Here is a 22,730-nt window from a genome sequence, read left to right on the forward strand (position 1 = left end):
AAAACTCCCGTTTCTGCAATCCCGAACAATCTTTCGGTCGGGTTTGACTCCCCCTTCCGGGTTGTTACACTTTCAACATGAGGTTTTTCCTTGTTCTCACGGCCCTGTTGGCACCCCTGTTATGGGTTGCTTCACCGGCTGCCGCAGACAAGAGTATCCGCGCGGTACGTTGGAGCGGTGCCATCAACCCTGTCGCCGGGCAGTTTATCAGTGAACAGATCGCCGCGGCCAATCGTGAAAATGTCGCTTTTCTTCTCGAACTGGATACCCCGGGCGGCCTCGATACCGCCATGCGCCAGATTATCCAGGCCCAGCTCGGCTCCCGGGTGCCGGTCATTGTCTATGTTTCTCCGTCCGGCGCCAGGGCGGCTTCCGCAGGCGCCCTGATAACCCTGGCGGCTGATTTTGCCGCCATGGCTCCAGGTACCAATATCGGTGCCGCGCATCCGGTCACCATCGGTCCCGGAGTCGGCAATAAAAAAGATGACAAGGGCGGGGAAGACGTGATGACCACCAAGGTGGTCAACGATGCTGTCGCTTATGCCCGCAGCATTGCCGAACAGCGCGGCCGCGACCTGGATTGGGCGGAAGAAATCGTCAGAAAAAGTATTTCCACGCCGGCCAGTGAGGCGGTCAAGCGGGGCGTTGTCGACCTGATGGCGGAGAGTACTCCGGAGTTGATTCAAGCCCTTGCGGGTCGCAGCTATCAGCGGTCGGGGGAAGAGCGGATTTTTGCTCCAGGTCGTGCCGACATCGACTACCGGCAGATGGATTGGCGGCAGGAGATTCTCAACACTCTCGGCAATCCGAACATCGCCTACATGCTGTTGATGCTCGGTATTCTCGGCATCTTTTTTGAGATTTCCCAGCCGGGTGTGATTTTTCCCGGCGCCATCGGCGCCATTGCCCTGCTTCTGGCCTTTTTCGGTCTGCAGACCCTGCCGGTCAACTACGTCGGTGTGCTGCTGATTCTGGTCGGCGTGGTACTGTTTATTCTGGAAGTCAAGGTTGCTTCCTACGGCATGCTGACCGTTGGCGGCATCCTCGCCCTGACACTCGGTTCGTTAATGCTGATCGGCGGTGATAACCCCGCCCTGCAGATTTCCAGGGTGGTGATCGCCGCCTCGGTTGCTGTCTTCAGCAGTTTCTTCCTGCTGGCGATGTTTTTCGTCGTGCGCACCCAGAAGACGCTGTCTGTCGCGGGGCGTGAAGGCATGGTCGGGGATGTCGGCGAAGCATTGACTCCCTTTCCCGGTGAAGGCCGGGTCTTTGTCCATGGAGAATATTGGGATGCCGTTGGTGATGATGAGATCAGTGCGGGAGACAAGATCGTGGTCCAGGGCATGTTGCCCCATATGCGGCTCAGGATTGGTCGCGCAGATGACAACAGAAATCCGGGAATAACCGAAAGGGGACCTGAATGATGATTCCAGTCGGATTGGTCGGATGGGCGGTCGCGTTTGCGATCGTGGTGCTTCTGATCGGCAGCGCGGTCAGAATACTGCTTGAATATGAACGCGGGGTTATCTTTCGTCTTGGACGTTTTGCCGGCGTCAAGGGACCGGGGCTGCGCTTCATCATCCCGGTGATCGATAAGCTGGTCAAGGTCAGTCTGCGAACGGTGGCGATGGATGTCCCGCCGCAGGATGTCATTACCCGCGACAATGTTTCGGTGAAGGTCAACGCGGTGCTATATTTCCGGGTGCTGGAACCGGAGAAATCACTGATTGACGTCGAAAATTATCTTTACGCGACCAGTCAGCTGGCTCAGACCACTCTGCGCAGCGTTCTCGGTCAGTCAGAGCTTGACGAGTTGCTGATTCATCGCGACAAGATCAATTCCGAACTGCAGAAGATTCTTGATCGACAGACCGATGCCTGGGGGGTCAAGGTCAGCAATGTCGAAGTCAAGCATATCGACCTGCCGGTCGAGATGCAGCGCGCCATGGCCCGCCAGGCCGAGGCGGAGCGTGAGCGCCGGGCGAAGGTCATTCATGCCGAGGGTGAATTGCAGGCTTCGGTCAAGCTTTCCGAAGCAGCCAAGATTATCAATCGGGAAAATGGCGCCCTGCAGTTGCGCTATCTCCAGACCCTGACTGAAATCGCCACCGAGAAGAATTCGACCATACTCTTCCCATTGCCGATCGAACTGGTCAAACCCTTTATCGAGTTCGGCAAACATGATGTCGAACCAGCCTCCGAATCGTGACCATTGAAATGCCCTGACCTGCTGACCTTTCCATTACCATTCCTGGTAATATTCGAGATATGGAAGGAAAATTCGCTAAAGGGTATTATCTGAGAAAAGCGGTAATAAAAGCCTTTTGATATCAAAGACTTAGAATGTAAAACAGTTTTTTATATTGACAGCAACAGGGGGCTTTGTTTAGATGATCGCACTGTTGATACAGCTGTAAGTCTTTAACTTTACAGTGGAATTTTAGTTTCGATAAAATATTTCGGGATTTGATCTGTTTCGTTTTAGCGAGGCAAAAAACAGTGGCCATACTCTGGAGGAGGTTTCATGGCAGTAAAAAAATTCCGTCGTATCATGGCGGCCAACCGCGGGGAAATCGCAATCCGTATCTTTCGCGCCTGTACCGAACTGGGGATCGGTACGGTCGCGATCTATTCGGAGCAGGATCGCCTTTCGCTGCATCGCTACAAGGCTGACGAGGCGTACCTGGTCGGCAAGGGGAAGGGGCCGATCGATGCCTACCTCGACTATGAGGAGATCGTCGAACTGGCGCGCCGCAAGGAGGTCGATGCCATTCATCCCGGCTATGGTTTTCTGGCGGAGAATGCCGAGTTTGCGGAGGCCTGTGAACGGGCCGGTATCGCTTTTATCGGGCCGACGGCACAGGTGATGCGCGACCTTGGGGATAAGGTCGCCGGGCGCGAGGTCGCGCAACAGGCCGGCGTCCCGCTGGTGCCGGGGACCGAAAAGCCGGTCCAGACCGAAGAAGAGGCGTTGCTGTTCGCCAGGAATGCCGGCTATCCGATCATCATCAAGGCTTCGGCCGGTGGCGGTGGCCGGGGGATGCGGGTCGTTCGCAACCAGACAGAATTGAAGGAAGGATTGCGTTCGGCGGCCAGTGAGGCCGAGGCCTCGTTCGGCAACGCGGCCGTGTTTCTCGAACGTTATATCGAGAACCCGAAGCATATCGAAGTCCAACTGCTCGGCGACCAGCATGGCAACCTGGTTCATTTCTACGAGCGCGACTGCTCGATCCAGCGCCGTCACCAGAAGGTCATCGAAGTCGCCCCGGCCCTTTCGCTGACCGGGGATCAACGCGACCAGGTGTGTGACTATGCCCTGGCGATCGGTAACGCGGTCGGTTATTCCAATGCCGGAACCGTCGAATTCCTGATGGATGGTGACGGCAAGTTCTATTTCATCGAGGTGAATCCGCGTATCCAGGTCGAACACACGGTCACCGAACTGGTCACCATGCGCAACCTGGTACAGGCGCAGATCATGGTGGCTGCGGGTTACAAACTTTCCGATCCCGAAATCGGCATCAGGAGCCAGCAGGACATCGAGCTACGCGGCGCGGCGATTCAGTGCCGGATCACCACTGAAGACCCGGCCAACAACTTCGCTCCCGATTTCGGAACCCTTAAAGTTTATCGCAGCGCAGCCGGTCTCGGGGTGCGGCTTGATGCCGGCAGTGCCTATGCCGGTGCCGAAATCACTCCCCATTACGATTCGATGTTGGTCAAGGTTTCAACGTTCGGTCGTGACCTCGTCCAGGCCTCCCGCACCATGAATCGGGCGTTGCAGGAATTCCGCATCCGCGGGGTGAAAACCAATATCGGGTTCCTGGAAAATGTCATCACCCATCCGGAATTTCTGGCCAGCAACTGCAACACCTCCTTCCTTGACAATCATCCCGAGGTTTTTGAACTGGCGGTCAAGAAGGATCGCGCCAACAAGATCCTCTCCTGGATCGGGCATACCACCGTCAATGGTTATCCCGGTATCGCGCCGGAAAAGCGGCTGCGGTTCAAGGATCTGCGCGAGCCCGAAGTCCCGGATATTCCTTACGGCAAACAGCTGCCTCGCGGCAGTCGCGATATCCTGCGTGAAAAGGGGCCCGAGGGCCTGGCCGCATGGGCTCGCGGCAACAAGAGCCTGCTGCTGACCGATACCACCATGCGCGATGCCCATCAGTCGTTGATGGCGACCCGTTTTCGGACCCGTGATCTCGATCGGATTGCCAACGCCACCGCGCATCTCGGCGGCGGACTGTTCTCGCTGGAGATGTGGGGCGGGGCAACCTTTGATGTCTCGATGCGCTTCCTCAATGAGGACCCCTGGGAGAGGCTCGACCGCTTGCGGGCAAAGATTCCCAATATCTGTTTCCAGATGCTGCTGCGTGGTTCCAACGCCGTCGGCTATACCAATTATCCGGACAACGTGGTGCAGGAATTCGTCAGGCAGGCGGCGCAAAGCGGGATTGATATCTTCCGCGTTTTTGATTCGTTGAACTGGACCAGGGGAATGCAGGTCGCCATGGAGGCGGTGTGCAAAGAAGGGGCCGTCTGCGAGGCGGCAATCTGCTACACCGGCGATATCCTCGACCCGAAACGGGACAAGTATCCGCTGCAGTACTACGTCGACATGGCGAAGGAACTCGAGAAAATGGGCGCCCATTTCCTCGCCATCAAGGATATGGCCGGCCTGCTCAAACCGTTTGCTGCTGAAAAACTGGTCAAGGCGCTGAAGAACGAGATCGGCATCCCGGTGCATCTTCACACCCACGATACGTCGAGCAACGGTGGCGCGATGCTGATGATGGCCGCCCAGGCCGGAGTCGATATCGTTGATGCGGCACTTTCTTCGGTCTCCGGCCTCACCGCGCAGCCGAACATGAATGCCCTGTTGGCGGCGCTCGAAGGGTCGATCTGGGATCCGCAGCTCGATCGCGACGGTCTGCAGCATCTGGCCAACTACTGGGAGACGGTACGGACCTACTATGCGCCTTTTGAGTCCGAATTGCGCAGCGGCACCGCCCAGGTCTACGAACACGAGATTCCCGGTGGGCAGTACTCCAACTACAAGCCGCAGGTTGAAGGCCTCGGCCTCGGTCACCGCTGGGAAGAGTGCAAGCAGATGTACCGCAAGGTCAATGACATGTTCGGCGACCTGGTCAAGGTGACCCCGAGTTCCAAGATTATCGGCGACATGGCGATGTTCATGATCCAGAACAATCTTGAACCCGAGGATGTCATGGAGCGTGGCCACGAATTGACCTTTCCTCAGGGGGTGATCGACTTCTTCAAGGGGATGATCGGCCAGCCCTACGGCGGGTTCCCGAAAGAATTGCAGAAGATCATTCTCAAGGACGAGGAGCCGCTCACCTGTCGCCCCGGTGAGTTGCTGGAGCCGGTTGATTTCGAGGCCAAAAAGGTTGAACTGGAGAGAAAACTCGGCCACCAGGTGTCGGACCGGGATGTCCTCTCCGCGGTCCTCTATCCCGGCGTTTTCGAGGAGTTCGATCGCCATCGGCAGACCTATTCCGACACCTCGGTGCTGCCGACCCCGGTCTTCTTCTACGGCCTGGAGGTCGGCGAGGAAGTCACCATTGACATCCAGGAGGGCAAGACCCTGATCATCAAGCTCAACGCCATCGGCCGCGTGCATGAAGACGGCACCCGCAATATCTATTACGAACTGAACGGCATGCCGCGTTCGGCCGTGGTGAAGGACCTGTCGGTTGAGACCGAGGGGACGGCTCATGTCAAGGCCGACCCGGATGATGAAAAACAGGTCGGAGCGCCGATGCCGGGCAAGATCTTCAAGCTGCTGGTCAATGTTGGTGACGAGGTTGCCGAAGGGGATACGCTGCTGGCCACCGAGGCGATGAAGATGGAAACCAACGTCAAGGCGAAGCTGGCCGGGACGGTCAAGGAGATTCTCTTTGCCGAAGGGGATCAGGTTGACCAGGATGATCTGCTGGTGGTCCTCGCCTGACGCCGGAGGAATTTCCCTCCACGATCAGAATCGTCAACATCCCTGCCGGCCGGGTTGCAGAACCCGGCCGGTTTTTTGTCTTTGACCCAAATCCACCGGCTGTTTTGTGGACCGAGGGTGGCGGAACGGGTGGAGATGCGAGGCGCCGCGCCGATTCGGGCGCAGACGTAGCCGAGCTACGTTGAGCACCGAAGCGGTGAAGGCAACGAAACAGATTCAGCCGTAACGACAGCTGAATCCCGAAATTGCCGGTGGATTTGGATTTGACCCGGTGTCGCCCGGTCTGGTTGCGGTGGAAAAATATCTGTTCTCTGGTAACGTTTTTAGACCAACCAATCTGACCGTTTCTAGGAGTGATTATGCGTATTGCCGCCATTGCTGTTGTTTTTGTCGCCCTGATCGCCTTTGGAATCTATCTCACCGGTGGTTCCTCGCCGGAAGAGGATACGTCCTCCTCTTCGGTTGCAGCCACCGGAGCAGTGAAGGCCTCTCCATCACCTTCGGCGGTTGTTGAAAGTCTACCGCGCGAAAATTCATCCGCCAAAATATCTGACGAACAGCAGGAACATGCCAAGCAGATGGCTCACGGCATGGCTGCCCAGCATGCCCGCCATGAGAACGCTATGCAGGGAGAAGGGCAGGAAGATACCGTTCACTGGGGGTATCGCGGTCCCGGTGCGCCTGCCAACTGGAGTTCTCTTTCGGCTGACTATGCAATCTGCGGCAGCGGCAGGAACCAGTCTCCCGTTGATCTGCGGGGGTTCGTTGATGCCGAGCTTCCCGTTCTCGACTTCAATTATTCGGGGATGGCGCTCGAAATTCTCAATAACGGTCATACGGTGCAGGCCAACTACGTCCCCGGGACCGTCCTGGTGATCGATGGCCGCGGCTTCGAACTCAAGCAGTTTCACTTCCATGCCCCGAGTGAAAACCTGATTGACGGTAAGTCCTACCCTCTCGAAGCCCACCTGGTCCATGCTGACAAGGACGGCAACCTGGCGGTCGTTTCTGTTCTTTATGAGCTGGGAGATGCCAACAACGCGCTGGCCAGGCTCTGGTCGCAGATGCCGGAAAAGAGCGGCGACAAGGCGATTCTGAATGCGCAGGTGAAGGCCGGCGAACTGTTGCCGAAAGACCGCGACTATTACCGTTTCAACGGCTCACTGACCACGCCTCCCTGCAGCCAGGGGGTCATCTGGCTGGTGATGAAAGAACATCCCACGGTTTCCAGGCAACAGGTTGAGCAGTTCTCCCGGGTTCTCGGTGGCCCGAACAACCGGCCGGCCCAGCCGCTCAACGCCCGGCTGGTGCTGGAATAGTCTTCTCCTGTCAGTCTCCCGGATTCCTGTCCGGGAGACTGACAGGAGGGGCTGTCGTTTCCCGGCTTTTCACGGTGCCGGAACCGTCATTACACTTCCGCCTGTTTGTCCCCTTTCTTTTGTTGTTTCCCTTCCTTCCTGATTCCAGTTTTTGAAAATCCTTTTAGTGTCCAGTTTTTCACAGGTGATCATGGATTCAATTTTTATCACCTCTCTGCTCCTTTCGATCCCCAAGCTTTAAAAGCGTTTAACTGTTCTGTTTTTCACAGGTTGATCGTTATCCCTATTTTTTTGGTAAAGAAAATGAGAGCTGGGTATGTAAAGTGCATTTCATTCAAATTTGTAAATTAATTAAATAGTACAATTGGTCGTCAGGGGTTCGGATGGACGTTCAGATGATGCGGCAGAGGCCGTTTTGCAACGTAAGCTCTGAGCAGGTTTGTCGATTGGTGATCGGCTGCCTGCTTTTTCTTGTGCTGGCCATCCCTTCAGTGGCCTTTGCCACGCCGCAGAGCAGTGCCGACACCTGGCTGCTGACACCCGGCAACCGGTCGATCACGTTGTCTCTGGCTTACACCGGTGATGACAACGGCGACAACCAGGTTCTGATCGCGTGGATCGAGGAAGGAGGGGACTGGAGTACGCCCCTGGGCAGTGTCCAGCTCGCCCACCACGCGAGTCCCTATGGCTACACGATCACCGGGTTGAGCAATGACCTGAGTTATGGGGTGAGGGTCACTCTCAGTGATCCCGACAATGCCGACATCGTCCAGACCTACACGGGCCTTGCCCCCTACAATCCGCTGATCCATTCAAGTCGGTCGACCGGGTCTTCCCGTTGGTCGGCGGCCGGCGGCTGGGGAGTGAAAGGCGGGAAGTACGGGCGCTATACCTGTGAGACCTGTCATTCGCGGCAGACGACCAATATCAAGATGATCCGCGAAGATCTTCGGGTCAATGATCCCGATTCCACCGATCAACTGCCGATCGAGGCGGCCGGGATGCAGATCAGCTTCACCAGTGCCGTCAACGGCACGGCGGATTTCGGCGATGACAGCCGTGCTGACGGCAGCAGTTCCAATCACATCTGTGAAGGTTGTCATACCCTGACCGATGTTCACCGTTTTGATCTGAGCGGACAGCCGGGGGGAACGGATCACCACAATCGCGAAGACTGCATCGGTTGCCATCAGCACAGCAATGCCTTCAAACCGGGATGCACCGGTTGTCATGACATTCCGCCGCAATGGAACAGTCACCCGGCCCATGCCGGCAGCAGTACCGTTATGGAACCGCTTGCCTGTTCGGCCTGCCACAAGACATCCGTCCACAACAATGGCCTTTCCGAAGTCCGGTTCGATCCCGGTGATTCCCGTCTGGATGGCGCGGTTTATGACGATGGCGATGAAACCAGTCGTTTCAGCGAACAGAACGGCTACCAGACCACGCCTGCCTACAGCAGTTGCGACAATCTGTCCTGCCACAGCAACGCGTCACCTTTTGACGGCGTGACCGTCTACCGCAATCCGGTCTGGGGAGGTTCAGCCCAGAGTTGCTCCTCCTGTCATGATGGCGGGGGACAGGGAACGACCTTGAGCGGTCGTCATGGCCGCCATACCGGAACGCCCTACGATTTTCAGTGCGCGCTGTGTCATGCCGCCACCGCCCGGACCGACAGCAGCATCGCCGACCCGGCGAAACATCTCAACGGCAACAAGGATGTGGTCTTTTCAGCACCGGTCGGCGGCAGTTACAACACGTCCGGACGCGGTTGCGATCTGACCTATTGTCACAGTGATGGCCGCGGCGGTCCGCCGAATCGGAATGTCGCCTGGTCCGACAGCCAACCGACGACCTGTTCCGACTGTCACAACGGCCGCATCGGGGATGCCGTCGAAATGCAGAGCAATGCCCATGACCGGTTGGCCAGCAGCAACTGGATCCGCCAGTACCCCTGCGAATACTGTCACGCCAATACGGTCGACGCCTCCGGTCAGATCCGCGACCTCGGCCGGCATGTCAATTTCAGCAAAGATGTGGTGTTTGACTCCCGCTGGGCGATCGACGGTCTGCAGAGTCCCGATTACGATGCGCAGAGCAAGGTCTGCAGCAATATCTACTGCCATTCCGACGGCACCACAGTGAACCCCGAGGTTCGCAATTTCGCCTGGGATCTCGGCAAACACGCCGACTGTAATACCTGTCACGGACATCCCGACGGTGAATGTTCTTCCTGCCACAGCGACGGGCGGACCGCCTTTCCTCCTGAAGAACAGTGGAAGTCGGCCATGCCGATGTATGCCAACGGCGGACCCGGCACCGCCCGCGCCAACTCTCACCTGCGCCACCTGCAGACCAACTTTTCCTGCGAGAACTGTCACGCCAATACCGTGGTCGGTTCCTGCCAGACCGCCGGTTGTCATGATGGCGGTATTCCGCAGGGGAGCATGACCGAGGTCGGTCACGTCAATGCCTCCTTTCACGTCAACAAGGTCAAGGATGTCGTTTTCAAGGACGGCGGCAGTTATGACCCGGCAACCAAGCGCTGTTCCAATACCGCCTGCCATACCGGGTCCGATCCCCAGTGGGGGGATTCGCGCGACAACGAAGTTCTCTGTTTCACCTGTCATGGGACCACGCTGGCGGATGTCGATGATTTCGGCAGCTTCAACGGGATCCGGGCGCGCATCAATATGGATGAATGGGTGACCAGCGGGCATGGGCGGCCGGCGTCCTCCGGTCCTTACCCGAGCGGCAACGCGGCGGCCGATTTTCCCGGCAACCCCTGCTGGTATTGTCACGATCAGGATGTGCTGCACAAGACGCCGGATAATCCGTTCCGGCTGAAACTGCATCAGCAGTTCGGTAAACGCTTTGAAAAGGAATGTGTCTACTGTCACATGGAGGGCACCGACAATGAGTGCCTCGGCTGCCATAACGACGCCAACAGCCTGGCTCCGCAACTGGCGACCATCACCAGTCCGCCCTTCAGTCAGGATCATGCCGGTTTCACCGATGGCTCGACGTCCTGTGTGACCAGCCTCTGCCATCCGGACGACGCCTCCAGGCACAAGACCGGAGCCGGTCTCTGGACCCCGCAGCAGAAGGCCGATGTCCGCAGTCAGTACATCATGAATGGTGTCTGTCTGCAGTGTCATGATGATGACAGCAACAATCGCTGCAACGAGTGCCATACCTGGAACGGCGACCCGACGCAGAACCCCTACCGTATCGGTTATGATCCGGGGACCGGATTCATTGCCGGCTCAAGCAAGGCAGGGTCCACCCACTTCGGTCACAAGCATTATGACAAGTACACTTCGGAAGGTGTCTGGGGCGGCGGCAAGTTCTGCTGGGACTGCCATGATCCGCATGGTGACAAGAATCTCTACATGATTCAGAACAAGGTGGCGACGACCACCGACGGTGTGTACGGTATCCCCCAGACCCGGGCCGAGGTCAGTTTTACCCGTACCTTGAGCGGCAAGGATTTCGCCCGCAGCCTGCCTCCTTTCAACGGCATCTGCAATGTTTGTCATGACAGCACCGCCCATTACCAGAAAAATTTCGGTGATGATCACAATTCCGGGCGGCCCTGCACCAATTGCCACGAGCACAGTTTCCGGGACAATCACGCTTCCGGACAGGCCTGCAACAGTTGTCATCTGAACAAGCCCGAAATTGCTCACACTGCTTTCAGCCAGTCGCGTGACTGCACCAAGTGCCACGACGGGGTGATCAACGGGCGGATGGATATCATGCGTCAGTTCAACGGCCAGTCGCATCATGTCCAGGGCAGGCCGATCAGTAACCGTGACTGTTACGCCTGTCACTGGGAAGCAACGCCCGAGGGTCTGATCAACCGCGATCATCACTCCGGTTACAACAACAAGACCTATACCTCGACCAGTAATGCGCCGGTCGATCTGGTGATCTGGGGGCCGGGAACCCGCCCGACCGATTACCAGGACGGCGTCACCGCGGTCCAGTTCTCCGCCACCGCCATCGGTACTGTCAACGAACGGCAGGAAATCGGGAAAGTCAGCCAGCACTGCCTCGGTTGTCACTCCGACCAGAACAATCTGACCGAGCCCTTCGGTGACTGCAAGACTCCCCGCCAGTATGCCTGGGACGGTACCAGCATTGCCGCCCGCTACCTGCAGACCGGCACCACTCTCTGGGGCAAGTACAGCGGTCCCGGACTGGCGGACAAACAGCTGACCAAGGCTTTTTCGGCCCATGGCAACGCCGTTGCCAACCAGGGGGGCTGGGATCTGGCCACCGGCGAGGATGAAGCCCTGCCCAATACCCGCGACGGCAGCCAGAATATCCAGTGTTTCGATTGTCACAGTTCGCACGGTTCCTACACCACCGGCATCACCAGCAGTTACGTGACCTTCGACGGCAGCCATGGCGGCGCCAATTTGAAGGAAACCCAGGCCGGCAAGGGGGGCTATTCGGTGACCTACCGGGCGCAGGCGGAAAGCAACGCGTTAAGTCAGCTCAACCCGGGAGCGAGCCAGTGCTTCGACTGCCACGAGACCCGTAGCGCCGGTGAAAAGCCCTGGGGATTTGAATCGACCTTCGGCGCCAGTGAGCCGATCCGGGGGTACCGGGATTCCTCCCGTTTTGACGGCGGTGACAACGGCGTCAAGGGCCGCTGGGCGTTCATGGCCGGCAAGACCGGCATCAGCGGGCATTTCAGCAAGCTGTCGCCGCCGCTGGACAATCCGGCCGGGCGACAGGTCAACGGTCTCTGCGCCGCCTGCCACGACCCGCACGGTGTCAGCCCGACCCTCGGCAGTGACCAGCAATACGGGGTCCCGCTGCTGAAGGGGACCTGGCTGACCGATCCCTACAAGGAAGACCATCCCCAGACCGATGTCAGGCCGCGTTCGGCCCAGCCGCAACTGACCAGCAGTCATGTTCAGATCGACCGCAAGGCCTTTGGCGATCTGACCAACCGTACCCATATCAGTGAGTCGCCGCAGCAGTTCGCTGGCCTCTGTCTCGGCTGCCATCCGCAGCAGAACCTGACCGCCGGCATGGACAAGAGCCAACCCTTCGGCAGCCGCGACCGGGTTCATCAGGCGGTCAAGGGGTGGGGCAGCAATGCTGAACACAGTTTCCCCTGCGCCAAATGCCATCAACCGCATAGCTCCGGTCTGCCCAGGTTGATGCGGACCAATTGCCTGGACTGGAAACATCGCGGTGAACTCGAAAGCGGTGGTGTCGAGCCGGGCTGGTACGATGAGCAGAGCCATTTTCCGCGCCTGCGCTACCGCTATCAGCCCTGTCACCAGTCACCCGGAGCCAAAGGGGGAACCGAGACCTACAGCAATTACAAGGATCAGCAATGGAACCAGGTGACACCATGGTAGGGGGGGGAGTGTTGAAATCGGTCATGTTCCGCCGGCGGTTGTCGATTCTGCATGGTTTCGTCGTGCTGCTGATGGTTGTCGGAACCTGTTCCCCCGTTGTCGCGGCCGGCGGCGAACTGCGGCCCGGATGGCCCTGGATTGAATCTCTTGCCGGTGACCAGATGGCTGCGGATGCCGTGGTTGATGATGCCGGTGACCTGGTGCTGGTCGGCAGCAGCAACGGGGCCGGCCGGGATCTGGTCCTGCTCAAGGTCAAAGGGGATGGCAGCGGCGCGGCCTGGCCGATGGTCAGTTACGATTATGCCGGTGGCGAGGATGCGGCAACTGCCGTGGCGATCGCTCCCGGTGGTGATATTATCGTCACCGGTTATGTTCACAACGGCTCCGATTTTGACATTCTGACCGCCAGGTATCGTGGCACTGACGGTACCCTGATGTGGCGGCATATCTATGATGGCCCCTCCGGGGGAGACGATTATCCGACCGCGGTGGTTCTCGACGCGCTCGGCAATATCTACGTCGGCGGCTATGTCCAGGGCCAGGGAAACAAAGACGACGCCCTGGTGATGAAGTTTTCACCCGATGGTCCCGAGGCCGACGGCAAGCCGCTCTGGACGTATCTCTACAATGGACCGGCCGGGGGACATGATCGGTTGACGGCCTTGGCCGCCGGGGTTGACGGACTGGCCCTGACCGGCGAGAGCGAAAGTGCCGTCGCCGGTGATTTCGATGCCTTCACCATGAAGGTCGATTATTCCGGCAGCCCGCTCTGGCCGCAGGCGCAGCGTTACACCGACAGCGGCAACGGACGCGGCAATGCCGTGGCCGTCGATGCCGAAGGTGATGTCGTGATGCTCGGTCATGTGGCGGGCAGCAGCGACCCGTCCGGACGGGATCTCTTTCTGATCAAATATCCGGCCGTCTATGGTCCGGCCGTCTGGGTGGATCATTATGATGGCGGGTTCGAGGATGAGGGCCTGGCCTTGGTGGTCACGGCTGCCGGGGATATCTTTATCGCCGGCCGGAGTTTTACCACCTCCACTGCCTTTGATATCTACCTGGCCCGTTATTCGGCCGCAGGAGTCATGCAGTGGTCCGATCTGCGCAACAGCAGCAACGGCAACAATGATGTCCCGGTCAGGGTGCTTGCCGGTTTGAACGGCGATCTCTATGTCCTTGGCTACAACAATGACGCCCAGGGTGGTTTCGATGACATTACCCTGTGCAAGTATCGGCAGAGCGGTGCCTTCCTCTGGCAGACGAGCTATGACGGCAACGGTCGCAATGACCGGCCGGTCGGTATCGGCCTGGCTCCGGACGGCGATCTGCTGGTTGCCGGCTGGAGCGATCAGGGCGGCGCCGGGAATCCTGATTTCGACCTGCTGGCGTTGCGTTATGATGCCGGTCGTGTTGATCCGCCGACGGCTCTTGCGGCGACCGTGGTCAGCAACAGCCAGATTCATCTCCAATGGCAGAACAATGATCCGTCGGCTGAAACCGTCAGTATCGAGGTACGTACCGCCACCGGCATTTACACGCCGGTGGCGAGTCTGCCGGCCTCGGCCAACAGTTATGAACATACCGGGTTGAATGGCGACACCCGCTATTTCTATCGGGTTCAGGCGATTCGCAGCGGGGTCGGCGCCTCGCCCTACAGTAACGAGGCGAGTGCCCGCACCACCTTGATCAGCTACGATCCACCGACCTGGCAGTACCGTTTCGCCGGTGCCGCCGGCGGCGATGATGAACCGGCGGCGATCGCCTGCGGACCCGATCTGCAGCCGGCGGTAACCGGGACCACCTTCAGTCCCCTGGAAGGCTACGACTACCTGACCATCAAGCTCGACCGCGGCAATCCCTCGACCGAACTCTGGCAGGCCCGCTACAACGATGGCGACAACCAGGGAGACGCGGCGACCGCCATCGTTGTCGACAGCCGCAACCGACCGCTGGTGACCGGTTATGCCTCGCTCTGGGGTGGCGGGGCCAGCAACACCAATGATATCTATACACTCGGTTACCCCGCCGCCGGCGGCAGTCCCCTGTGGACCGACCAGTATAACGGTCCCGCCGGGGATGATGACAAGTCGCTGGCGATTGCCGTTGCCGGCAATCCGCAGGATGAGGCGGCTGTCATCGGCTATGGAAAAAATGCCGCCTGGAATGACGATGTCTACCTGCTCAAATATGATCCCGACGGCAGTCGGTCCTGGGCCGCTCTGCCCTGGGATGGTGGTGGAGAAGATTTTCCGGCGGCGGTCGCCTTCGCGCCTGACGGCAGGATTTTCGTCGGCGGCCGAAGTTTCAACGGCAGCAGTGACGATCTGCTGCTGCTCTGTTATGACGGAACCGATGGGCGCCTGCTCTGGCAGGCGGTTCTTGACGGCCCCGCCGCCGGCAGTGACCGGGTGGTGGATCTGGCGGTCGATGCCGCCGGTGATCTGTACGTCGCCGCGACCTCGGAACGCAATGTCGGTGACGGCGATATCTATCTGGCCAAGTTTTCCGGGGCCGGGGACGGACTGCCCGACGGCACCGGGGTCGCTGGTGCGCAGCTGCTGTGGCAGCAGTGGTACGGGTCTGCCGTCGGTTATGATGCCGCCGTCGGAGTCGCCATCGACCCGGCCGATGGCGCGCTGCTGCTCGGGGGGACCGTACTGACCGCCCCCGGCAACCACGATCTGCTGCTGGTACGGCTCGATCCCGCGGGTGATGGTGCCGGCGGCGGCCGGGAGATCTGGCGTCACCGTCTCGATCTTCCCGATGACGAAATCGGGACCGCCATGAGTATCGACCGCAGCGGCATCCTCACCCTGATCGCCACTGTCAGCGGTGGCGGCTGGGATGATATGCTGGCGGTCCAGTGGAACCATCTGGGTGATGTTGTCGCCGCCACCCGTTATGACAGCCCTGATGGCCTGGACGATACCCCGATTGCCGTGACCACCAACCGGGTCGGGGAAACCTTTGTGGCCGGTTCAACCCTGAACGGCAACGGGGATCTCGACCTGCTGGTTTTTCGTCTTCCCAGCCCGGTGCTGCAGGCTCCGGATGACCTGCGGGCCACCCAGCTCTATTCCGAAGTTCAGCTCAACTGGTTCGATATCGTCACCGGCGAGGATGGTTTCCAGCTGCAGCGGGCCCTCGGCGATTGTGAATCTCCCGGCAGCTTTGTCGCACTGGCCGACCTGCCCGCGGGCAGTGAAAGCTATTTTGACAGTGGACTGAACATCGGCAGCAGCTACTGCTACCGGTTGCGCAGCACCACGACTTCGGGTGACGCCTCGCGCTGGGTCGATGTGTCGGTGCAGACCGCCGCCGCGGTTGCTCCCGGGCAGCTCACGGCCGTTCTGCAGAATGAATCGGACATTCTGTTGACCTGGATCGACAACACTCCGGGGGCGAGTGGGTATGAGTTCGTGATCGAACGCTGCAGCGGCAGCGGTTGCGATTTCAGTACCATGACCAGCTTTACCGTTGACGCCGCGACGGTTGTCGACAGCCTCACCGGACTGGGTCGTTATATTGACAGCACCGCCTGTGCCGGTGACGTCTATCGTTACCGGGTGTTCGCCCGTAAACCGGGTCTCTGGTCGACCGCCTACAGCCAGCCGACCGGGACCGCCGGGGTCGCCCCGCAGCATCCTCAGGCGCCTTCGGCGCTGTCCGCCGACCGTGTCAGTGAGACCGGTGTCGCTTTTTCCTGGCAGGATAATACCGCTGCCGAAGAGCAATTCCTGATCGAACGCTGTGACGATATCGCCGCCAACTGCTCCGACACGTCCTTCACCCCCCTGGCCACCCTTCCGTCCCTGGCGGGCGTGCAGCTTCTTTACCGCATGGATGAGAGCGCCTGGAACGGTCTTGCCGGCGAGGTGGTCGATTCCTCCGGCAACGGCAATCACGGCCGGTCCGTGAACGCCGCAACGGTCCCCTACGGACGCTATCGCCGGTCGGGGCATTTCGCCAATGACAGCCGGATCAGTACGCCGTTGACCATCGACCAGTCATCAGCATCCTCGGGTGCCGCCTTTGCTGCCTGGGTCAAACCGGATGCCGGCAGTGGCCAGTTTTTCCTGTTCGACAGCGATAACGGCGGTAATGACTGGAGCCTGCTGCATGATGGCGCCACCTGGCAATTGAATACCGGCGCAGAATCCGGACCGATCGATACCGGGATCGCTGTCGATGTCGGTGCCTGGCAGCAGGTCGTGGCCAGTTTTGATCCGCAGGGCGGAGTCAGCTTTTTCAAGAACGGCAGTGATCAGTTCAGCGATCCCGGCATCGGTTTCGACACATCGAGTGCCCCGCTGCAGGTCGGTTATCAGGATAATCCCGCCGGGACGCTGCTGCAGCTGCACATGGACGAAGCCGGATGGAGTGACGGCAGCGCCGGTGTTGTCGACAGCTCCGGCGCAGGTCTTGACGGAACCTCCTATGGCGGGGCCGACACCACCACCGGCCATTCCGGTCGGGCCGGTCAGTTCGACGGTGTCGATGATTACGTATCCACGCCCTTGCTGATCGATCAGTCCGCCTCCTCCGCCGGGGTGACCATGGAGGCCTGGGTCTATCCGACCGATACCTCAAGCTACAGCTGGCGGCACCTGCTCAGTACGGACAACAACAGCAATGAATGGGGAATCCTGCAGTACCATGATCAGTGGCGGGTCGCCACCGGCAACAGCCTGATCTATGTCGGGACGGTCGATCTCAACCGCTGGCAGCACCTGGTCGCGGTTTTCGATCCCGGCAAGGGGGTTGTTTTCTATAAGAATGGCGTCCCTTCAACCCCGCAGTCCATCGGTTACGGCACATCCAATTATTTCACCATCGGCAGGGATGCCGGCAGCAACAGTGCCTATTACAAAGGACTGGTTGACGAGGTGACGGTCTTTGACCGGCCCTTGACCGCTGCCGAGGTTCTGGATCGTTATCAGCGCCGGAGTTTCCAGGGGCAGGTTGACGAGGTGGCGGTCTTCAACCGGCCGCTCTCTCTTTCCGAGGCTGCAACCCTGTATCAGCAGGGACTCGCCCGTTTCAATGATTCCGGCACCGACGTCAATCGCGATTACACCTACCGGGTGAGGGCCGACCGCGCCGGCAGCTGTGCCGCCGATTGGCCGACGGCGCCATCGGCGGGGCTTGAGGTGCTGACGGTTCCACCGGCGCCCGACCTGCAGGTACAGGTCGAGGGTGACGGCCGGGTTCGGCTCAGCTGGGTCAGCCGGACGACAACCCAGACCGGTTTCAAGGTCGAGCGTTGTGAGGGAACGGGATGCGGCAGTTTCATTACTCTCGATAACAGTCTCGGGGCGACGGCTGATGCCTATCTTGATACCACGACCTGTTCCGGGCAGACCTATCGCTACCGGGTTACGGCACTGCAGACCCCCGGATGGGGAGAATCTTCTCCGAGCGCGGCCGTGGAAGTCGACGTGCCCGCTCTGGCGGCCCCGTCATCGCTTGCGGTCACAGGCGTATCTGAAGGAGAGATCAGCCTGCAGTGGTCCTATCCGTGGGCCGATGCCGATCGTTTCGAGGTCGGCTGGTGCGCCACCGCGGGCGGCTGCAGCCAGCCGAGTGACTTCACCCTCAGCACCGTCAGCGGTCTGCCCGAAGGGGATCTGCTCTGGCTGCGGATGAATGAGGCCGGCTGGAACAACGGCACCGCCGATGTCCTCGATTCTTCGGGGCATGACCGCAACACGACTTCCTACAATGGCCTCAATGTTGCCGCCGGCGGGCATTCGGGCGGGGCAGGGGCTTTTGACGGCAATGATGATTACCTGCAGACACCGCTGCACCTCGATCAGGGTGCCTCCGGTCCCGGGGCCAGTTTCGAGGTCTGGGTCTATCCGACCCGGCGCGACAATAGCCAGCGCCATGTGATCAGTACCGAAAACGGCGGCTATGACTGGTCGCTGGTTCAATCCCTGAACAACTGGATGGTGTTTACCGGCAATACCAGCTACAACACCGGGCTCAAAGTCGATTTCGACCAGTGGCAGCAGCTGGTGGTCACTTTCGATCCGCAGAGCGGGGTGCGGGTTTATAAAAACGGCGGTTTGAGTCCCGCGGATGTCTTCACCACCAGCAATATCGGTTTTGACGCCAGCACCAGTGACCTGGTGATCGGACGGCGCGCGTCGAGTACCTACAGCGGTTATCATTTCGAGGGTCGCATTGACGAGGTCGTTGTCTACCAGCGCCCGCTCAGCGCGCAGGAGGTGCAGGATCGTTATCTCCATAACTATACCCTGACTCTCGGCACCTTTGATCCGGCAAGTGAATACAGTTTCGATGTGCGGGCCCTGCGCAGTGACAGTTGTGCTTCATCAGGCCCACTGGTTGAAATTGCGACGCCGGTCAGTACTGACCCGGTGTCCGCTCCCGTCGGCTTGACAGCCAACTCGGTCGGAACCACCAGGGTCGATCTGAACTGGTCCCTGGCGACCACCACCGAAACGCTGCTGACCTTTGAACGCTGCAGCGGTCTCGGCAGCGCCTGTGACGAGGATGCAGAATTCTCCGATTTCAGTCCGTCGGTCACACTGCCCGGGGGCAGTTTGAACTATTCCGATCTGACGGTCTGTGCCGAGAGCGCCTATACCTATCGCCTGCGTTCCGAACGGGACAGTGTCCCGATCTGGCAGAGTGGCTGGATGACGGCAGAGCGGCAGGCGTTGACGATCGCTCCGCCCTTGAATTTTGCCGCCGCCGGGCTTTCCGAATCGGAGATTTCACTGGCCTGGGACGGGGGCGAGGGGGATAGCGATGAATATCTGCTGCAACGCTGCGTCGGGTCCGGCTTCAACTGTCCCTCTCCGACTGAGATCGGGCGCTTCAGCGGTGCCAGGTTGCTGCTGCACATGGATGAACCGGACTGGAATGGCAGTGCCGGAGAGATCCTCGACGCTTCCGGCAACGGCAATCACGGCAGTCGGGTCGGAACGGCAACCACCGCCGCCGGTCGTTTCGACCGGTCCGGCAGTTTCAATGGCAGCAGCAGCGTGCAGACACCGTTGCTGCTTGATCAGAGCGCGACCGGCGGCGGAGCGACCTTCAGCGTCTGGGCCTATCCGACCGTCAGCGACAACTCTTATCGTTATCTGTTCAGCAGCGAGAATGGCGGTTACGACTGGGGGCTCAGCCATCGCAACGGTGTCTGGTACATCGACACCGGAGAAGGCCGGCGCTCGACCGGGGTGGCGGTCGATCTCAACCAATGGCAGCTGCTCAGCGTAACCTTCACCCCCGGTGTCGGTTGCACGCTGATGAAAAATGACGGGTTGGCGGCCGAAGATCAGTTCAGCACCACGCTGATCGGCTACGACGGTTCCAGCGCGGCGCTGGTCATCGGCAAGCGCGCCAACGCGACCGGCACCTTTTTTATCGGTCGGATCGATGAAGTCGCTATTTACGACCGGTCGCTGGATGCGGCTGAATTGCGACAGTTCTTCAATCAGCCTCCCTACAGGTTCTTCGATACCGGCCTTGATCCGGCCACCGGTTACGCCTACCGGTTGACGGCTGCCAAGAGCGTCACCGGCGGCTGCGGCTGGAGCAAGGCGAGCGATGCGGCCGCCGCAACCCTGGCCCCGCCGCTGCCGGACCAGTTTGCGGTCGTCGCCGGAGGAACCACCTGGGTCGATCTTGCCTGGCAGGACAAGAGTGGTTCCGAAACCGAATATCAGCTGCAGCGCTGTGACGGCAGTCTGGCCGGCTGCGGATCGCTCGATGCCAATTTTACTGCTCTGGATGTCACCATGGCGCCGGACAGCGAAGCGTACAGCGACGCGAGCCTCTGCCCCGGTCAAATCTACAGCTACCGGCTGCGGGCCCGGCGCAGCAGTGGCCTGCCGCTTTGGGATACCGGGTGGGTCTATCTTGAAACCACGACCGCGACGGTTGCCGAGTTGACCGGTTTTTCCGCGGTCCGAATTTCTGAGGTGGAGGTCGATCTCGGCTGGAATGATACCAATCAGGATGAAGATAAATTTGTCATTGAACGATGCATCGGGGCGGGCTGCAGCAACTTCGCCCCCATCGCCGACCTGGCCTCATCGGCGACGGTGCTGAGCTATCGGGACGATGAACTCGAACCCGGCAGCACCTACAACTACCGTGTCAATGCGGTCAAGGCGGCCGTCTGCAACGGAGGCTGGCAGACCGGTTACCAGGGGCCGATTGAAATAGCGGCGTCCATCCAGTCGCCGAAGCTGGTCAGCGCAACAGCTGTCAATACTACGCGGATCGACCTGGCCTGGAACAATAATGCACCGACCGCTACCGGCACCCTGGTGGAGCGCTGCAGCGGCCATCCCTGCCAGGACAGCTTTGTCCCCGTTGGAACAGCGGTCATCGGCGCCACCGGTTTTACCGATGACACGGCCTGCGCCGGTGCGAGTTACAGTTATCGGCTCAAGTCTCTCGGCGAGGGGTTGTCGGCTGCCGCCGGAGGGTGCTGGAGTCGACGCGTCCCGCTCACGTTTGATGCCTTTGTCCCCGGTTCGGTGGTCGAGCTTGCGGTTCCCTACGACAGTGACATGCGCAGTGATTTTGCCGACCTGCGTTTTTACGACCGGACCGCGCGGCGGGAACTGGCCTACTGGATTGTCGAAGTTCTGCGGCCGGGGCAAGCCGACGCGGTGGCCAGGGTACTGCTTGAAACCGGCAATAATGCCGCTATCGACCTCTATTACGGCAATCCGAACGCCGCCGACGCCGGTCGCCGTGACCGATTCGTTTTCTATCGTGAGGATTTCACCGGGCAGCTTCTCAACCCCGCCGACTGGGTGGAGCTCGATGCCGACAACTATCTTGAAGCTGACAACGGTCTGCATCTCTACGATCTGCAGGCGAGCTATGCCTGGTCGTCGGCCCTGATCTCCACGGCCACATTCCAGCGTTCGGCAGGGCTTGAACTCTATGCCGAACTGACTCTGCCGGGTGATAGTGACGGTCTCAACTACTTTGCCCTCGGCTGGGAGAAGGACCAGACCACCAGCTATTATTATTCCAGCCTGGCGAGCGGCTTTCATTTTGACAACGGACGGCTTGCCATTTACAACGGCAGCGGGATCAAATTCCCCAACCCGCTCTTCAACTACACCTATACCGATTACCAGTTGCGTATCGTGCTGAATCCGGCGGGCGGCAGTCGTTACCTGGTGCGCAGCAGCTCTGACCAGGCGTGGACCCAGCTCATGGACACCTCGCTGGATGCCGTTCACAACCAGGATGCAACCCTGCGACTGGCTGTTCATCAGGCATCTCATGATGTGGTGATTCACAGTCTGCAGGTTCGTTCCGCGGTTGACGATGCCGTCGTCAGCCTCGGCACGGAAGAATCGACCGGCAGCTGCTACACGTTTACCACCCTTTGGCAGAGTGGTTACAGCAGCGAGGATGTCTGGGCCGCAACTCCGACTCCACAGGCACCTTCCGGACTGAGCGCTGCGACAACGGCGGGGAGTGTGCAGTTGACATGGGACTGGAATGCCGACGAGGACGCGTCGTTCATCATCGAACGTTGCCTCGAATCCAGCTGCCCTTCGTACACGGTCGTCGCAACGGTTGCGGCCGGTTCCCGGCAGTATCTTGACGGATCGGCAGCCGCGTCGCAGGACTATCGTTACCGGGTGCGGGCGACCAAGCCGTCAACCTGCGGCGTCTGGCAGAGTGGACCGAGCGGGGAGGCCCTGGTGCGGACCGACCCCGGCGGGATTACGGATCTGTCAGCGACGCCGGTCAATTCCCGGATGGTTCGTCTTGACTGGACGCCGCCGGGGGGAGACGAAGATGGTTTTCTGCTTTACAAGCAGAGCCTGACCGGCCACTTCGTGCCGATCGCCGAACTGCCGGCCGGGGTCTCGAATTTCACCGATACGCTCGCGATCGAACCGGAAAGCACCTACCGATACCAGTTGCGTGCCTGGCGCACTGATGATCCGGGACCTCCTGAAATCAGATCTTACGGTGAATTCAGCAACATCGCCGAAGCCACCACGCCGGCATTCTTCAACGGCGATGGAGTCTGTGTCGAGTAAT

At 59.7% G+C, this 22,730-nt stretch carries 7 protein-coding genes; 6 read left to right on the forward strand and 1 reads right to left on the reverse strand.

Translation table 11 applies throughout. The features are described 5' to 3' along the window. Positions 1 to 77: 77 nt before the first annotated feature. The 4 genes from C2E25_RS11460 to C2E25_RS11475 all read left to right on the forward strand — a co-directional run bounded on the left by C2E25_RS11460 (position 78) and on the right by C2E25_RS11475 (position 7,296). Positions 78 to 1,424, forward strand: a complete 1,347-nt coding sequence (locus C2E25_RS11460; RefSeq protein WP_103115871.1) for an NfeD family protein — start codon at positions 78 to 80, stop codon at positions 1,422 to 1,424. Next, entirely contained in the window at positions 1,424 to 2,209 is a 786-nt protein-coding gene (locus C2E25_RS11465; protein ID WP_199177423.1) for a slipin family protein, read from the forward strand. The genes C2E25_RS11460 and C2E25_RS11465 overlap by 1 nt, the downstream gene beginning before the upstream one ends. 315 nt (positions 2,210 to 2,524) lie before the next feature. Continuing rightward, positions 2,525 to 5,977, forward strand: coding sequence for a pyruvate carboxylase (locus C2E25_RS11470; RefSeq protein ID WP_103115873.1), 3,453 nt, complete (start codon positions 2,525 to 2,527; stop codon positions 5,975 to 5,977). Between the two features lie 590 nt (positions 5,978 to 6,567). Continuing rightward, complete coding sequence (locus tag C2E25_RS11475) at positions 6,568 to 7,296, forward strand: carbonic anhydrase (RefSeq protein WP_420094633.1); 729 nt, start codon at positions 6,568 to 6,570, stop codon at positions 7,294 to 7,296. 69 nt (positions 7,297 to 7,365) lie between these two features. On the opposite strand, the gene C2E25_RS17505 is transcribed toward C2E25_RS11475, so the two are convergent. Then, the gene (locus C2E25_RS17505) at positions 7,366 to 7,506 is read right to left on the reverse strand and encodes a hypothetical protein (RefSeq protein ID WP_158247229.1); all 141 of its coding nucleotides are present in this window, start codon (positions 7,504 to 7,506) and stop codon (positions 7,366 to 7,368) included. A 239-nt stretch (positions 7,507 to 7,745) separates the two neighbouring features. Here C2E25_RS17505 and C2E25_RS11495 point away from each other — a divergent pair, with 239 nt between their 5' ends. Both C2E25_RS11495 and C2E25_RS11500 read left to right on the forward strand, forming a co-directional pair. After that, a complete protein-coding gene (locus C2E25_RS11495) occupies positions 7,746 to 12,677 on the forward strand; it encodes a CxxxxCH/CxxCH domain c-type cytochrome (protein WP_233189415.1) in 4,932 nt (1,643 codons plus the stop codon). Then, positions 12,653 to 22,729: a DUF2341 domain-containing protein gene (locus C2E25_RS11500; RefSeq protein WP_103115876.1), complete on the forward strand. Its 10,077-nt coding sequence runs from the start codon at positions 12,653 to 12,655 to the stop codon at positions 22,727 to 22,729. The genes C2E25_RS11495 and C2E25_RS11500 overlap by 25 nt, the downstream gene beginning before the upstream one ends. Position 22,730: the final 1 nt, after the last annotated feature.

The sequence above is a fragment of the Geothermobacter hydrogeniphilus genome, from assembly GCF_002898515.1.
In the GTDB taxonomy this organism is placed as follows: Bacteria; Desulfobacterota; Desulfuromonadia; order Desulfuromonadales; family Geothermobacteraceae; genus Geothermobacter_A.

Coding starts and splice junctions, on each gene's coding strand:
- C2E25_RS11460 (WP_103115871.1), top strand. CDS start 78: ATGAGGTTTTTCCTTGTTCTCACGGCCCTGTTGGCACCCCTGTTATGG.
- C2E25_RS11465 (WP_199177423.1), top strand. CDS start 1,424: ATGATTCCAGTCGGATTGGTCGGATGGGCGGTCGCGTTTGCGATCGTG.
- C2E25_RS11470 (WP_103115873.1), top strand. CDS start 2,525: ATGGCAGTAAAAAAATTCCGTCGTATCATGGCGGCCAACCGCGGGGAA.
- C2E25_RS11475 (WP_420094633.1), top strand. CDS start 6,568: ATGGCTGCCCAGCATGCCCGCCATGAGAACGCTATGCAGGGAGAAGGG.
- C2E25_RS11500 (WP_103115876.1), top strand. CDS start 12,653: ATGGAACCAGGTGACACCATGGTAGGGGGGGGAGTGTTGAAATCGGTC.